Origin of the sequence: Polynucleobacter sp. MG-Unter2-18 (assembly GCF_018687675.1) — a bacterium.
In the GTDB taxonomy this organism is placed as follows: Bacteria; Pseudomonadota; Gammaproteobacteria; order Burkholderiales; family Burkholderiaceae; genus Polynucleobacter.
On sequence record NZ_CP061302.1, the window covers coordinates 1,695,431 to 1,711,021 of the forward strand.

9 protein-coding genes are annotated in these 15,591 nt (G+C 46.9%); 7 read left to right on the top strand and 2 right to left on the bottom strand.

Annotation, left to right across the window (positions count from 1 at the left end):
- The first annotated feature begins 25 nt into the window (after positions 1-25).
- A complete protein-coding gene (gene recN, locus C2759_RS08915) occupies positions 26-1,696 on the top strand; it encodes a DNA repair protein RecN (protein WP_215354823.1) in 1,671 nt (556 codons plus the stop codon).
- Here recN and glnE read toward each other — a convergent pair.
- Complete coding sequence (gene glnE, locus C2759_RS08920) at positions 1,693-4,518, bottom strand: bifunctional [glutamate--ammonia ligase]-adenylyl-L-tyrosine phosphorylase/[glutamate--ammonia-ligase] adenylyltransferase (protein ID WP_215354825.1); 2,826 nt, start codon at positions 4,516-4,518, stop codon at positions 1,693-1,695. The two genes, recN and glnE, sit on opposite strands and share 4 nt — an antisense overlap.
- Before the next feature lie 79 nt (positions 4,519-4,597).
- Between glnE and C2759_RS08925 the strand changes: the two genes are divergently transcribed.
- From C2759_RS08925 to C2759_RS08940, 4 genes are read left to right on the top strand one after another with little or no spacing between them, the layout of a single operon-like run.
- On the top strand, positions 4,598-8,767 hold the full coding sequence (locus C2759_RS08925) for a YhdP family protein (RefSeq protein ID WP_215354828.1): 4,170 nt from the start codon (positions 4,598-4,600) through the stop codon (positions 8,765-8,767).
- A gap of 4 nt (positions 8,768-8,771) precedes the next feature.
- Complete coding sequence (locus C2759_RS08930; RefSeq protein WP_215354830.1) at positions 8,772-9,605, top strand: carbon-nitrogen hydrolase family protein; 834 nt, start codon at positions 8,772-8,774, stop codon at positions 9,603-9,605.
- 24 nt (positions 9,606-9,629) lie between these two features.
- On the top strand, positions 9,630-11,120 hold the full coding sequence (gene tldD, locus C2759_RS08935) for a metalloprotease TldD (RefSeq protein WP_251366957.1): 1,491 nt from the start codon (positions 9,630-9,632) through the stop codon (positions 11,118-11,120).
- A 19-nt stretch (positions 11,121-11,139) separates the two neighbouring features.
- Entirely contained in the window at positions 11,140-12,264 is a 1,125-nt protein-coding gene (locus C2759_RS08940; RefSeq protein WP_215354833.1) for a 3-deoxy-7-phosphoheptulonate synthase, read from the top strand.
- 52 nt (positions 12,265-12,316) lie between these two features.
- Here C2759_RS08940 and C2759_RS08945 read toward each other — a convergent pair whose 3' ends face one another.
- Positions 12,317-12,886, bottom strand: a complete 570-nt coding sequence (locus tag C2759_RS08945) for a cob(I)yrinic acid a,c-diamide adenosyltransferase (protein WP_215354836.1) — start codon at positions 12,884-12,886, stop codon at positions 12,317-12,319.
- Positions 12,887-12,913: 27 nt separating this feature from the next.
- On the opposite strand from C2759_RS08945, the gene C2759_RS08950 reads away from it, so the two are divergent.
- Together C2759_RS08950 and glcE are read left to right on the top strand one after the other, a co-directional pair.
- Positions 12,914-14,419, top strand: coding sequence for an FAD-linked oxidase C-terminal domain-containing protein (locus tag C2759_RS08950; protein WP_215356751.1), 1,506 nt, complete (start codon positions 12,914-12,916; stop codon positions 14,417-14,419).
- Positions 14,419-15,567, top strand: a complete 1,149-nt coding sequence (glcE, locus tag C2759_RS08955) for a glycolate oxidase subunit GlcE (RefSeq protein ID WP_215354839.1) — start codon at positions 14,419-14,421, stop codon at positions 15,565-15,567. Before C2759_RS08950 ends, glcE begins: the two co-directional genes overlap by 1 nt.
- Positions 15,568-15,591 lie beyond the last annotated feature (24 nt).

Sequence of the window (15,591 nt, forward strand, 5' to 3'; positions counted from 1 at the left end):
GTCGAATTTTTTGGTACGCTAAAGCATGCTACAAACACTATCGCTTCGCGACTTTGTCATTGTTGACCAGCTAGAACTCGACTTTTCCTCTGGGTTTACAGTCCTGACCGGTGAAACAGGTGCTGGTAAATCCATCCTCTTGGATGCACTAGCTTTGGTGCTAGGCGAACGTGCAGATAGTAGCCAAATTCGTGAAGGCTGCAGTCGTGCAGAAATTAGTGCTCTCTTTCGGATTGACGCACAGCAAATTAAACACTTCAATCAATGGTTAGATGAGCAAGGTTTTCCACTGGAAGATGATGGGCAAAGTCTTTTACTGAAAAGAACTGTAGAGGCCAATGGCCGTAGCCGCGCTTTTATTAATGGTAGCGTAGCAACCTTAGCGCAACTGCGAGAAGCAGGCGATCAATTGGTAGATATTCATGGTCAACATGCACATCAACTTTTACTCAAAGGTGGTGCGCAGCGCGAACTACTAGATCGCCATGCTAATCATCTAGATTTAGTTACTGAGGTCTCCCAATTATTTAAAACTCTCAATGAATCGCGTCGCAGACTAGAGCAAGCTGAAAATGCTGGGCAAGATATTGAACGCGAGCGTGAGCGCTTGGAATGGCAATTGGAGGAACTCAATGAACTCTCTCCACAGGAAGGTGAATGGACCACCATTCAAAGTGAGCATGCACGACTAGCCAATGGTGCAAAAATTATGAGCGGCTGCCAAGAGGCAATTGATGCTCTGAGCGATGCGGATAACTCTGTCGAATCTACCCTCTCTAAGGCTAGCGCTAATATCAGCGCACTAGCAGAGCATGACTCCGGACTGAGCGATATCAGTCAAGCCTTAGAGTCAGCCCAAATTCAGATAGATGAAGCAGTGCATGGTCTCAATCGTTACTTACAAAAACTCGATTTAGATCCTGCACGCCTCAGCGAGGTGGAGGAGCGCATGCAAGCGCTTCATGGTGCAGCCAGAAAATACCGTACCGAAGCAGATGATTTACCAAAGCTTCTTTTAGATACTACCGAACGTTTAGAGGCATTAACGGCCTCGCAAAATATAGAAGCTTTACGTGAGAGGGTGAAACAAGAAGAGCTTGCCTATCTCAAACAAGCAAAGCAACTCTCACAAAAACGTAACAAGGCTGCGCTAGATTTGGGTAAACAAGTTACCACTGCGATGCAGGACCTATCGATGGCGGGTGGACAACTGGAGATTGCCTTACTACCTTTGGCCGAAGGTGGCACTCATGGTCTCGAGCAAATTGAGTTCTTGGTTGCTGGCCATGCTGGAAGCACACCGCGCTCTTTAGCAAAAGTAGCTTCCGGCGGTGAATTAGCGCGTATTAGCTTAGCCATCAGCGTCATTACTAGCAAGGCATCATTTACACCCACACTCATATTTGATGAAGTCGATGCCGGTATTGGTGGCGCCGTTGCAGAGACGGTTGGAAAGTTGTTGCGTCAACTCGGTGAGTCGCATCAAATTCTGTGTGTGACTCACTTGCCACAAGTGGCAGCGCAAGGTAATCACCACCTCAAAGTAAGCAAATCTCAAGCGGGTGATAAAACCCTCTCACAGGTCATGCCACTTGGAAGGTCCGAGCGAGTAGAGGAAGTTGCGCGCATGCTGGGTGGAGCAACGATTACCGACACTACACGCCGACACGCTCGCGAGCTATTAGAGCAAAACTAAGCTTGTTCAGTATCCGAAGGGGCCAGAAAGATTTCTTGCCATAAATTCAGCACCACTTCTCTTGCTTGAACCAGCTGAGGCTCAAGTGCCAAATCTACCCGTGTCTTTTCTGCGCCATCTAAACGCAAGCGATGTTGACGCGCCCGCAGTAAACGATAGGCATCCCCCACCTCTTGCGCTACTGAAGCTTGAATTAAGCCCGCCTCTCCAGCAATCCGAAGTAAGGCAATGTTTCCCAGATTACCAATCAGCTGTGGATAAGCACTTGAGAATGCCAAGACTAAAAATTGCACGATAAATTCAATATCCACCATACCGCCGGCATCATGTTTCAAATCAAAGTCGGGGCTGGGGTTTGGATGTCCAGCATGAACCTTGCGACGCATCTCTAAAATCTCGTGGCGCAGTTGTCCGACATCACGCTTCTGACTTAAAACGTCAAATCGCACACTATCAAAAAATTCTCCAACTACTCTTGATCCCGCCGAGGATCTAGCTCGTGTCAGAGCTTGATGCTCCCAAACCCATGCGGCGTTGTCACCCTCCCGCATCTGGTATTTCTTAAATGCATCGGCGTTTGTTACCAGAAATCCAGCGGAACCATTTGGGCGAAGTCGTGTGTCGATCTCAAAGAGACTCCCGGCCGACGTATAAGCGGTTAACCAGTTGATCATCCGCTTAGCGAGTAGCGCATAAATTTCTTGGGCAGCAAAATCAGTTTCTTCGGCTTGATATAAGAAAACCAAGTCCAAGTCGGAGGCATATCCCAACTCTTTACCACCCAACTTGCCATAAGAAATTACTGCGAATGGCGCAGTCGCATCAAGCGGTAATGCAAACTTCTGGGCAACGCTAGGCCATACCCGCTCAAAAGTGGTCTGCAATATCAAGTCTGCCAAAGCAGATAGATGATCACTTACCTTCTCAACCGAAAGCTCGTGATCCATGCCAATTCCTAAGTCTGCGAGCAAAGTGATAAAGGTTTCGGTGTGATGGGTAATGCGCAAAATATCCATCGCCTGCTCTGAGCCATCACCATCTGCCATCACGTCATCCAGACGCATATCCAGGGTCGCTTTTACTTCCTGCCAATACTGTTCAGGATCTTCAATCAGGGCTTTCTCAGTACGCGAGTTGAGCAAATAATCCAAGAGATGAGGATGCCGAGTTAAATATTGCGCACCCCATTGAGAGGTCTTGAGCAAAGCCAATACATTGAATAGTGCCTGAGGATATTCAGACAAGATGGAGAGATAGGCGCTGCGCCTTGCAACTGCTTCTAGCAAATCAAAAAAGCGAAGCAAGGCTTGATCTGCGCTAATCACAATAGGCTGATCCACTTGCAAGTTCTCCGCAGCCTTGCGAATGAGGTTGTTAAAAATAATTCTACTTTTTTCTGGTAACTGTCTTTGCTTAGAGCTATCAGCCCAAGCCAACCATCGGGTAGCAGACTCTGGGAATAGGGTGGCGTCAGGCTCCCAGCCTGCCGGAAGAGAGGTATTGTCTAAACGTGCAGCATCATCGAGTACAAAAGCTTTTTCAAAATACTGAGCTACTGCCGTTTGGTGTGTGTCGAGCTCAGATAAAAAACGAGCTTGTTCTTGAGTCTGATCAGGGCCGACCATACTAGCTGCCAAGCGAGCACGAGGGGCCTCATCCTCGGGCAAATAGTGTGTCTGCTGATCCTCCCAAACCTGAATCCGATGCTCTAAGCGACGTAAGTAAATGTAAGCCGCCTTTAAATCATCAATTTCTTTAGCAGGCAAAATACCTTGTTGCTTTATCAACTCCAATACCTCTAGAGTAGGTCGAATACGAAAGCGGGGATCGGTGCCACCCCGCATTAACTGAAACATTTGCGCTAAGAACTCAATCTCTCGGATGCCGCCACGACCCAATTTAATATCCCTAGATCGACCATGATGGTTAGAGGAGCGCTTCTCAGCCTCATGCTGTATTTGGGCATGCAACTCACGGATGGATGCAATCACACCATAATCTAAATGTCGGCGATATACGAAAGGGCGAATGAGTTGATCGAGCTCACGCTCGCAATGGGCAAAAGAGGGAGAGTGAGGTAGGGGTGAGATCAACCTACCCTTAATCCAAGCATAGCGCTCCCACTCTCTGCCTTGTACCAATAAATATTCTTCGAGCATATCGAGACTACAGACTAGGGGGCCAGAATCCCCATTGGGCCTTAAGCGCATATCTACCCGAAATACAAACCCATTGGCGTCATGCTCTGCCAATAATTTAATCAGGTGCTTACCCATTCGCGTAAACCACTCGTGATAGGACAGGCTCTTAGGTCCGCCCTGAGTATCACCTTCGTGCTCATACAAAAAGATCAGGTCGATATCAGAAGAAAGGTTGAGTTCTAGCCCACCCAACTTACCCATACCCACCACCATTAAAGGCATCTCTGAATCTGTGACCCGGCTCCAAGGCAAGCCAAAACGACGTTGCTGATCTGCTCGGATATAGGCAATCGAAAGGGCTACCGTCTCCTCAGCAAAATGACTCAGCGCATGCGTTACCTCACTGAGGTCAGCCATGCCATTGAGGTCTCGGAAGGCAATCCAAAGCATGAGGCGTTGCCTTGCCAGCCTCAGATCCGCCATAAACTGAGCCTCATCTTGCTCAGGGGCAGCTAAAGCATCTTGGCAAGGAGCCAATAAATCTTCGATTCCAACTACATCTACTTTTTGGGCGCCCTGAGAACGAAGCCAATCAACCCAATCAGGACGAGAATTGAGCCACCGCTGCGCATAGCTAGAGTGCTGCTTTAGAAATTCAATTTGGGCGGCAAAGTCAGTCATTTCTCCATCTTAATCTGACTCTAGACCTAAACCTGCAGAAGCTTGGCGATCACCTAATAGCTGACGGATAATAGAGACCATGCTTGTAAACATCATCCGGACTCGCCTGCAGAGCGTGCTTCAAAAGCGTCCTCCAGGTTCTGGTGGTCGCTGGCGTAAGCGTGCCCTCATTCTTGCAGGTATCACTGTGGCTTTTTTTGTATTAGGCCATCTCGGGGTGCGTTTTGTTCTATGGCCACAGATTGAAAAATCAAAATCCACCATAGAGCGCTTAATGAGTGCTCGTTTAGGCGCCAATGTCACGATGGATGATGTCCAGGTATCTTGGACTGGAATTCGACCAAGCTTTGCAATTCAAGGCTTGCGATTCAATAGCGTAGGCAATTCCACCCCGCCCTTGCTCATTGAAGATATCAGCGGGCAACTCAGCTGGCTTTCTTTCTATTATTTAGCGCCCTATTTTCACGAGATCACCATTGATCGGGCGCAGCTATACGCACAGCGAGATGCAAAAGGCATCGTTTCAATTGCCGGAATTCCAATTCAAGGCGACGCCAATAATTTTTCAACCGGAAACTGGTTACTCGCTCAAAATAATATCCGAGTTAACAATGCCAAAATTTACTGGGAAGACCAACAAAGTCGAAGGCTAAAAACCGCCATTGATATTCAAAGCTTCTACTTGATCAACGGCATTCGCAGTCATGAGGGTCAGCTCATCACTCAAACACCCTGGAGCCCAAGTCCAATCAAACTCGAAGCTGACTTTGTCCATCATCTTGGTGGCCAGGCAGGCAATTGGCGTGACTGGATCGGAACCATTTCATGGGATTTTACTGAGCTCAAGCTCGGTCAAATTTCTAAAGACCTGAGTCTTCCGATCTACGAGCTAGGTGGCAAGGTCAACTCCAAGGGCAGCCTGAAGCTGGATGGTAGCAATGCTAATGGTGGACAAATGTCCTTAACAGCAGATCAGCTCGTAGTGCAATTAAATAAGGATGAGGATCCCCTTGAGTTTGGCAGGCTGGAGACAGAGCTGATCCAAGATACAGATGGCGGCTTAAATTCCCTCACAACAAAAACCTTGGCATGGCGCAATATTGATAGTTCACAAACTGCACCACTTGAAAAATTAAGCCCAATTACTTTCCGCTGGCGTCCACCAAAAGATGGCGGCGAGATCAAAGAGTTCGGTTTCTCATCACCGAAAATACAATTGGAGGATATTGCACTCTTCGCTCTCAATCTTCCGCTACCTAAAAAGATTCATCAATGGATCAAGCTTTCTGAGGCAGATGGTGAGTTACAAAATGTAGATATGAATTGGTCCGAGAGCCAATCCGCCCTATCAGCCTTACCTATTCCGGGAAATTGGTTTTCTTCCAACAAGCTCGACTTCACTATCAGCGCAAAGCTCAATGAGATTAGCTTCACTGGAGTGAATAAATCGATGCCCTCAGTTACAAATTTATCTGGCAACTTAGTTAGTAATCATAAGCAAGGTAACTTCACACTAGACTCTAGAAATCTTGAGTTGGAGATGAGTGACTTTTTATCCGATTCCGAAATTCAACTGGACCGCGCAAAAGGCGAGATTAGCTGGTCCAAACAAAAAGGTGGCTGGCTAATTAATGCCAAGAAATTACAACTTAGTAACCCTGAAATCACTACCAATTTTGATCTCAGCTATCTGATCGGCGCCCCTAAACAACCCGATCAAATAACTCTAGATATGGAGTTTGTTAAGGCTAAGTTAGCTACAGCACATCGCTATTTGCCAGTTGGAATGGATAAGGATAGCCGTTTATACCTTAGCAAAGCCTTTGAATCCGGGGAAATTCAAAATGGCTCTTTGCATATTAAAGGGGACCCCAATCAGGCGCCTTACCCAGCTGGTACCGTGGGAGAGCTCAACTTAAACCTGCCATTCTCCAAGGCAAGCTTCAAGCCAGTACCTCTACTACCAAAAAGCCAAGGGGTTTGGTCAGCACTCAACAATGTCAGTGGCAGTATCACCATGAAGCAAGCAACTTTGAATATTGACGTCGATAAAGCAAGCTACAAAAAGGTGGCAATCACCAAGGTCAAAGCACAAATTCCGGATCTCAGCGCTAAAAATCTGGCATTACTCATCAATGGCTCAATTGAGGGTGATGGCTCTGAAATCCTCGAATACGTATTTGCATCACCTGTTGGCATTGCGCAAGCAAACTTAGCCAAGAATCTCTCCCTTAAAGGCCCAGTGAATATGGGTCTTGACTTGAAAATTCCGCTATCTGGAAGTGACGACGTCAACTTCGATGCAAAAATAAATCTCCCTGGAAATCAAGTGCAATGGGGGCAGATTCCCCCCATGGAAAACCTGATGGGCAAGGTGCGCATTACCGAAGTCAATCCTGAGTTTGATAGCGTCACCGCAAACTTTTTAGGCGGGGTCTTGAAGATTACTAGCGCGCCCTCTTCGCCAGGTAACACGAGCTTTAGTATCGGGGGCGATATCAATGCTAGCTTTATCAAAGATTACCTTTCAGGAAATTTAAGATCTCCAGCTCACCCGGCACTCCTTACCGCAATGAGTGGAACGGCCAAATACGAAGGTCTGATCAACTTTAACAAAGCGGGCAGCCAAACCAAGCTCAACTTTGACTTACGCAATTGGGCAAGCTCCGCCCCCTCTCCTGCCAAGAAATTAGCAGGAGCCCCTATGTTGGGTGAGCTCAGCCTAAAAATTTACCCAGCTAGCAAGAATAATTTAATGCGTGCAGATTGGTCTGGAAAATTAGGAGATCAATATTTTCTTCAGGGAAATCTCAATTCCGCCAATTTAGTAAAAAATGCAATAGGTATTGGGTCTCCAACACCGTTGCCACAGCAAGGCCTTTCACTCAACCTAACAAGCAATGAACTAGATCTTGATCAGTGGATAGAGTTTTTAGGGGCAGGAAAATCAAAGAGTAAAACGAATGAAGTCAATCCGCCGAATACTCCCCAGGAAGATATACAAATCTCTGCTCAAGTGAAGAAATTAATCGCCCTAGATCGTGAGTGGGCTGATGTCAGCATGCAGTCTCAGAAAAAAAATATCGCTTGGCAACTGCGTTTAAATTCATCCCAGATTACTGGTCAAATGCAATGGCAACCCAGCAACAATGATCACCCTAGTGGATTTATTTCTGGAAGACTTGCGCGCTTAAAAGTTCCGGATCAACGCACATCTGCAGACTTGCTATCCAAGGAAGGTGCTCCACAAAAAGCGACTCCTCTCAAGAGTCCGGTAGACCCGAATGCTATTCCTAGCCTAGATTTAACGATCGATGATTTGAGTTGGACAAAGGTGCAACTAGGCGCAGTAAAAATCAAGTCTAAAACCAGTCGTGACCTCATGAAACTTGAGTCAATGCAAATTAATAATCCTCAAGGCAATTCCACTATCAAAGGTCAGTGGCAGGCCAGCACCCAAAATAATCCTGAACTAAGCTCATTTACTGCGGACGTTAATATTAAAGATGCGGGGCAAATTATTGCTCATTGGAGTAATTCTAAGTCGGTAGAGGGTGGTGAAGGAAAGCTCACTGCCTCACTCTCATGGTCTGGGTCACCATTTTCTCCAGCCTATGATTCTCTTGCTGGCAACGTTAGCCTAGACCTTGCTAAAGGCCGCTTACTAGAAGTCAATACTGATGGGGCTAAGTTATTAGACGTTCTCAGTCTGCAAAGTCTCTTTAGATTTGCAACTTTTGATCTAAAAGGTAGTCTAGGAAACTTAGCAACTAAAGGTACGCCTTTCAATTCCATCGCTAGTAACTTTGAGATTGCCCAAGGAGTTGCGCAAACTAAACAATTCACCATGATTCTGGATCAAGCTCGGGTTGCCATGACGGGGCAAATCAATGTCGCTAAAGAAACTCAAGATCTCCGAATTACTATATTTCCTACGATTGATGCCACTGCAGGCTCCCTAGCAGCATTTGCAATCAACCCCATCATTGGCTTAGGAGCGGTGTTGGGGCAGTACCTCATTACCAATCAAATTAATCGCACTATGCAAACAGATTATTTAGTTCAGGGATCTTGGGAAAATCCGGAAGTGATCCCGCTTGATCAAAAAGGTCAACCACTCGATGCTAAAACTTTAGAGACGATTCGCACTAAGAATCTTTTGAAAGAGCAAACAAAACCGAACTCCCCTAATTCCGCTCCTGTAAATCCGCCTGCAAACCAAAACGCGCCCACCCAAATGCCAGGTTAAAAAGATGAACGCACCAAGAAATGCTTCTGAACTCAATATAGCCTCGATACAAATGGTGTCGACTCCCAGCCTCCATGAGAATCTTGAGACTGCAGCTCGCTTAATTAAAGCTGCTACAGATTGCGGAGTACAGATTGCCGTATTGCCGGAATATTTTTGCTTAATGGGATTGAAAGATACCGATAAGGTCAATGTAAGGGAAGCGGCAGGATCTGGTCCGATTCAAGAACGACTTGCCGCGATTGCACAAGAAAATAATATCTATCTAGTTGCCGGAACCATCCCTTTGGAGGCTAAAGAATCCAATAAGGTTCTCAATACCTCCTTAGTATTTGATCCTCTTGGTATCCAAATCGCTCGTTACGACAAAATTCATTTATTTGGCTTTCAAACTCCAACGGAGCGATACGAAGAATCTGAAACCATTTCAGCAGGAAGCCAGCCAGGCCAATTTGTAATTCAGCTTAATGAAGTGGAATGGTGTTTTGGCCTAAGCATTTGTTATGACCTACGTTTTCCAGAGCTGTACCGCGCCCTTGGTCAAGTGGACTGCCACATTATTCCAGCTGCGTTTACCCATACCACCGGTAAAGATCATTGGGAAATTCTTCTGCGCGCTCGCGCAATTGAAAACCAATGCTATGTTCTAGCCTCAGCTCAAGGAGGCATTCACTTGAATCAACGACGTACTTGGGGTGAGAGCATGCTAGTTGATCCATGGGGAGAGATATTGAGTAATCTTCCTGAGGGGGAGGGTTTTATTCAGGGCACACTCAGCAAAGATAAATTAAAAGAGGTACGCTCTAAGCTACCTGCACTAAAACACCGCAAGCTTTAATACAGAAAGTTCAGCAAAATCAAGATGAAAGCACCAGAAGCATTATTTCCAAGTAATTGGACTAAGCCCAAGAAACAGGCCGATCTTCTCAAGCTGGCTAAATCCATTCTCCTTGAGCCGACCGGCCTTTCTGAACAAGATTTGCATCACACCTTTGGCAATATGTTCACGCATCAGCTCGATGATGCCGACCTTTATTTCCAGCACACCCGTAGCGAGAGCTGGAGCTTAGAAGAAGGTATTGTGAAATCCGGCAGCTTTAGTATTGATCAGGGTGTTGGTGTGCGCGCAATCTATGGAGATAAGACCGCCTTTGCTTACTCTGATGAAATTAATTTAGAGGCGCTGAATAAAGCAGCCAAATCAACCCGAGTAATTGGCCCCCAAGGTGGTACACGTGCTGTTGCAAGCAAAATCTTTACGCCCGTTTCCAACGGACTCTACTCAGACTTAAATCCTTTAGATTCACTTGCGCCCCAAGAAAAAATTGCTTTACTCGAAGGTATTGAGCGTCGTGCAAAAGCGCGTGACCCACGGATCATTCAGGTGATGGCTAGCTTGGCTGGCGAATTTGATGTCGTACTCGTAGTTCGGGCTGATGGCCTACTGGCTGCTGACGTACGTCCATTAGTGCGGGTATCCGTCCATGTGATTGCGGAACAAAATGGTCGTCGCGAATCCGGATCCTCAGGCGGTGGCGCTCGTCATGATTACCACTACTTCAATGCAAAACTAATTAATCAATATGTTGATGAAGCTGTTGATGGCGCACTAATTAATTTAGATTCTCGCCCTGCCCCAGCGGGCCCAATGATAGTAGTGATGGGACCAGGATGGCCTGGAGTATTACTACACGAAGCAGTAGGTCATGGTCTTGAGGGTGACTTTAATCGCAAAGGCTCGTCAGCTTTTGCTGGCTGCATTGGCCAGCGAGTTGCTGCTAAAGGTGTCACTGTTGTTGATGACGGAACACTCTCCGGTCGTCGTGGCTCACTCAATATCGATGATGAAGGTACGCCCACCCAATGCACCACTTTGATCGAAGATGGCATTTTGAAGGGTTACATTCAGGATAGCCTGAATGCCAGACTCATGAACATGCCCTTGACAGGCAATGGACGGCGCGAGAGTTTTGCCTCCCTACCAATGCCACGCATGACCAATACTTATATGTTGGCCGGCAAGGATGATCCCCAAGAAATCGTGGCCAGTATTAAACGCGGCCTTTACGCCGTCAACTTTGGGGGCGGTCAAGTCGACATTACAAGCGGTAAATTCGTATTTTCAGCCTCAGAGGCCTATTGGGTAGAAAACGGCAAAATTCAATATCCAGTCAAAGGCGCGACCATCATTGGTAGCGGCCCAGAGTCCTTAAAACAGGTCTCCATGATCGGAAATGACCTGAAATTAGACGGCGGTATCGGGGTTTGCGGCAAAGAGGGTCAGAGCGTCCCCGTGGGCGTTGGGCAGCCAACTTTACGCATCGACAGCCTGACTGTCGGAGGAACGGCTTAATACGGCTTAAAATAGTCGGATGAGCCAACAAAATACGAATCCCGCAAACTGGTACGCTGCCGTTGACAAAACGTCAGATACGGATGATCAACGCATTCACAACATTACTGTTCTGCCGCCGCCAGAGCATTTGATTCGCTTCTTTCCGATTGCTGGAACACCTACAGAAGCACTCATCAGTAAGACACGTAAAAAGATTCGCGACATCATTCATGGAAAAGATGATCGCCTACTTGTCATCATCGGACCTTGCTCGATTCATGATCCCCGTGCGGCACTAGAGTACTGCCAAAGATTAATCACAGAGCGTGATCGTTTTGCAGGTGAACTTGAAATTGTGATGCGAGTCTATTTTGAAAAACCACGTACCACTGTTGGTTGGAAGGGTTTGATTAATGACCCGTACTTAGATGAGAGCTATCGCATTGAAGAAGGCTTACGCATGGCTCGCCAAGTGTTGATGGAAATTAATCGCCTAGGCATGCCTGCAGGTAGCGAATTTTTAGATGTAATTTCTCCACAATACATTGCAGATCTGATTTCTTGGGGCGCTATTGGTGCACGCACAACCGAGAGTCAAGTGCATCGTGAACTAGCTTCAGGCCTCTCGGCACCAATCGGATTTAAGAATGGTACTGATGGCAATATCAAGATTGCTACCGACGCCATTCAGGCAGCTAGTCGTCCACACCATTTCTTATCAGTTCACAAAAATGGTCAAGTATCTATTGTGGAAACTCAAGGCAATAAAGACTGTCACGTTATTTTACGTGGTGGTAAAGAGCCTAACTATGAAGCGCAATATGTGCAAGCAGCCTGCTCTGAGCTTGAAGCAGCCAAGCTTCCAGCCAGTTTGATGGTTGATTTATCGCACGCAAACTCTAGCAAAAAACATGAGCGTCAAATCGTGGTGGCAGAAAATATTGCTGAGCAAATTGAATCTGGCTCAAAGCAAATTTTTGGTGTCATGATTGAAAGTCATCTTAACGACGGCGCACAAAAATTCTCGCCTGGAAAAGATGATCCAAATAAATTGGAATATGGCAAGAGCATTACGGATGCTTGCATTAACTGGGAAGACTCAGTCAATGTGTTGCAACGCTTGGCTTTAGCTGTCAAGAACCGCAGAAAAGTAAAGAAATAAAGAGGCGAGAAGTTAAAGTGAAACTGCTTTATTAGCCCCAAAAGAGACTAATTTATTTAGTCTCTTTTTTTTCGTGCTTCCATAAAACGTCTTGACCACCCGCCGCACGATTGAGTACCCGCGCTAATACAAACAATAGATCTGATAAGCGATTAACGTATTGACGCGGGGCATCGTATAAAGGCTCCTCCCAACCCAAGCGCACAATCGATCTCTCCGCCCGTCTACAGACAGTGCGACAAACGTGGGCCTGAGAAGCTGCGCGAGTGCCGCCTGGAAGAATAAATTCAGTCAGGGGAGGTAAAGTGGCATTGAATTTTTCCAACCAAATATCCAACTGGGCTACCTGCTCTGGCTTGAGTAGGGTGTAATTCGGAATACAAAGCTCCCCACCTAAGTCGAATAAATCATGCTGTACTTGCAAAAATAGACTTTTGAACTCCTCAGCAAGGCTTTCGGGGATCGATTCAGTCATCAAAACCCCGATTTCAGAGTTCAATTCATCGACATCGCCCATGGCGCAAATGCGCAAATGATCCTTTTCCACTCGGCTACCATCGCCAAGCCCGGTCATGCCCGCATCACCAGTTCTGGTGGCTATTTTTGAAAGTCGATTTCCCATAAAACTAATTATAGGTAAATGGCTAAAATGATTCCTATGAATATGGTGACCCCACCCCCCGAACTCGCGGCTATTACCGCCCTGCAATCCAAATTGGTATCGGCCCTGCGCCCTATCCTCCCCGAACATGCCTTACTGTGGGAGCCTGAGGACACGATCCCTTATGAATGCGATGGCCTCGCAGCCTATCGACGCATGCCCCTGGCAGTAGCTCTGCCAGAAACTGAGGAGCAGGTTGTTCAGATTCTGAAGACTTGCTTTGCGATGCAAATACCCATTGTCCCCCGTGGGTCTGGTACTGGACTATCTGGTGGCGCTATGCCCATATCTCAGGGTTTAGTGCTTTCACTTGCCAAACTCAAAAAGATCATCAATATTGATCCGTTCACCAGAACTGCAGTTGTGCAACCGGGCGTTCGTAATTTAGCAATCTCCGAAGCAGTAGCCCATCTCGGACTGTATTACGCTCCAGACCCGTCCTCACAGATCGCCTGCTCTATTGGCGGAAATGTCAATGAAAACTCGGGCGGTGTGCACTGCCTCAAGTACGGCCTGACGCTTCACAACGTTTTGAAAGTGCGCGGCATCTTGATGAACGGTGAGATCGTAGAGTTCGGTAGCCTTGCACCCGACTCTCCGGGACTTGATTTATTGGCAATCGTGATGGGTAGCGAGGGCATGCTTGCCGTAGTCACTGAAGTCACAGTAAAGCTGGTTGCTAAACCCAAGTTGGCGCGAGTCATTATGGCTAGCTTTGACGATATTGAAAAAGGTGCCGATGCAGTAGCGGCCATCATTGCCGCCGGGATTATTCCAGCCGGCCTGGAGATGATGGATAAAGCGACCACTCGCGCAGTAGAAGAATTTGTTCATGCAGGATATGACCTTGAAGCCGAAACTATTCTGCTTTGCGAATCCGATGGCACGCCTGAAGAGGTTGCAGAAGAGATTGAGCGCATGACAAAAGTTCTCGAGCAAGCCGGTGCTAGCGGCATTCAGATATCTCAGAATGAAGCAGAGCGCCTGAAGTTTTGGAGCGGTCGTAAAAATGCTTTTCCAGCAGCAGGCCGCTTAGCAGCCGACTACTACTGTATGGACGGCACCATCCCGCGCAGAAATATTGGTACCCTACTCAGACGCATACAAGGCATGGAAAAGAAATATGGCCTTGCCTGCTTAAATGTATTTCATGCAGGTGATGGCAATATGCACCCCCTCATTTTATTTAACGGTGCCGATCAGGATGAGTGGCATCGCGCCGAAGAATTTGGTACTGAAATTTTAGAAGCTTGTGTCGAGCTTGATGGCACGATTACTGGTGAGCACGGTGTTGGTATTGAAAAAATTAACTCCATGTGTATTCAATTTGGTGAGGGTGAACGTGAATCATTTTGGGGTGTTAAATCAGCATTCGATCCAGAGCGACTATTAAATCCTGACAAGGCTATTCCTACTTTGAATCGTTGTGCTGAGTATGGTCGCATGCGGATTAGTGGTGGCAACTTACCGCATCCTGAGTTGGAGCGCTTTTAATGTTTACAGCTAGCAATACCAATTTTGATTTATTTCGTGAGCAAATTCTGGCTGCAGTTAAAAACAAAACTCCTTTATCCATTGAAGGCGGCGGCACAAAGTCTTGGTACGGGAATGCCAATTCTTACACCAAGTTAGATACCCGCACTTACTCTGGAATTCTGGAATACCAGCCTGAAGAGCTCGTGATCACTGCGTGCGCCGGTACACCACTAAAAGTAATTGAAGCTGCTTTAGCCGATAAGAATCAAATGTTGGCATTTGAGCCACCCCACTTTGGTGATGATGCAACTTTTGGTGGAACCATCGCTGCAGGCTTGGCAGGTCCAGGACGTATTAGCGCGGGCAATTTACGTGATTTTGTTCTAGGAGTTCGCATTCTTGATGGTAAAGGTCAAGACTTATCCTTTGGCGGCAAGGTGATGAAGAACGTTGCGGGATATGATGTTTCACGCTTATTACCTGGATCAATGGGAACCTTGTCGCTGTTACTAGAGGCTTCTGTAAAAGTATTACCGCGACCAGCTGCTACAACATCTCTTCGTTGCAACATTACCCAAGCACGCGCACTGCAACTCGTAAATGAATGGGCGGGGCAACCTTTACCGCTCTCGGCAAGCTGCTGGATCGGTAGCTCAACAGGTGGAGATGGTGAACTCACTATTCGCTTAGCCGGAGCTGCTGCTGCAGTCAAAGCGGCTATTCCGATCATGGGCGCAGCTGTTAATGCAAGCGAATTAGACACTCAAGTTGCTACGGAATTTTGGGCTGCTTTGCGCGAACAACAATTAGCTGTTTTTTCAATCCTGAACAGTGATGAGACTTTATATCGTCTCGCACTTCCAGCCGCCTGCGGACCACTTGCTTTTGAAAATGTAAACGGTGACATTGCTTTGGAATGGCATGGCCAGCAACGTTGGCTAAAGGCGCCAGGTGATGATGCTACTTTTGCATCCATCAAAGCCTTAGCTAGTAATCATGGCGGGCATGCAACTCGTTTTAAGCAAGGAAGTAATGTTGATCCGGGCAAGCAACGCTTTACCCTTTTGAGTGAGCAAGTGCACTCAACTGCTTTAGAGGCAGTACAAGCACGCCTCAGATCCGCCTTTGATCCTGCGGGCATATTTGCTACTTCACGTCTTCCCTAAGCATCTCTTTTAGCCCCTCTTTTA

Excerpts from the sequence above, each read along its gene's own strand:
- recN (WP_215354823.1), top strand. The coding sequence starts at position 26 with ATGCTACAAACACTATCGCTTCGCGACTTTGTCATTGTTGACCAGCTA.
- glnE (WP_215354825.1), bottom strand. The coding sequence starts at position 4,518 with ATGACTGACTTTGCCGCCCAAATTGAATTTCTAAAGCAGCACTCTAGC.
- C2759_RS08925 (WP_215354828.1), top strand. The coding sequence starts at position 4,598 with ATGCTTGTAAACATCATCCGGACTCGCCTGCAGAGCGTGCTTCAAAAG.
- C2759_RS08930 (WP_215354830.1), top strand. The coding sequence starts at position 8,772 with ATGAACGCACCAAGAAATGCTTCTGAACTCAATATAGCCTCGATACAA.
- tldD (WP_251366957.1), top strand. The coding sequence starts at position 9,630 with ATGAAAGCACCAGAAGCATTATTTCCAAGTAATTGGACTAAGCCCAAG.
- C2759_RS08940 (WP_215354833.1), top strand. The coding sequence starts at position 11,140 with ATGAGCCAACAAAATACGAATCCCGCAAACTGGTACGCTGCCGTTGAC.
- C2759_RS08945 (WP_215354836.1), bottom strand. The coding sequence starts at position 12,886 with ATGGGAAATCGACTTTCAAAAATAGCCACCAGAACTGGTGATGCGGGC.
- C2759_RS08950 (WP_215356751.1), top strand. The coding sequence starts at position 12,914 with ATGATTCCTATGAATATGGTGACCCCACCCCCCGAACTCGCGGCTATT.
- glcE (WP_215354839.1), top strand. The coding sequence starts at position 14,419 with ATGTTTACAGCTAGCAATACCAATTTTGATTTATTTCGTGAGCAAATT.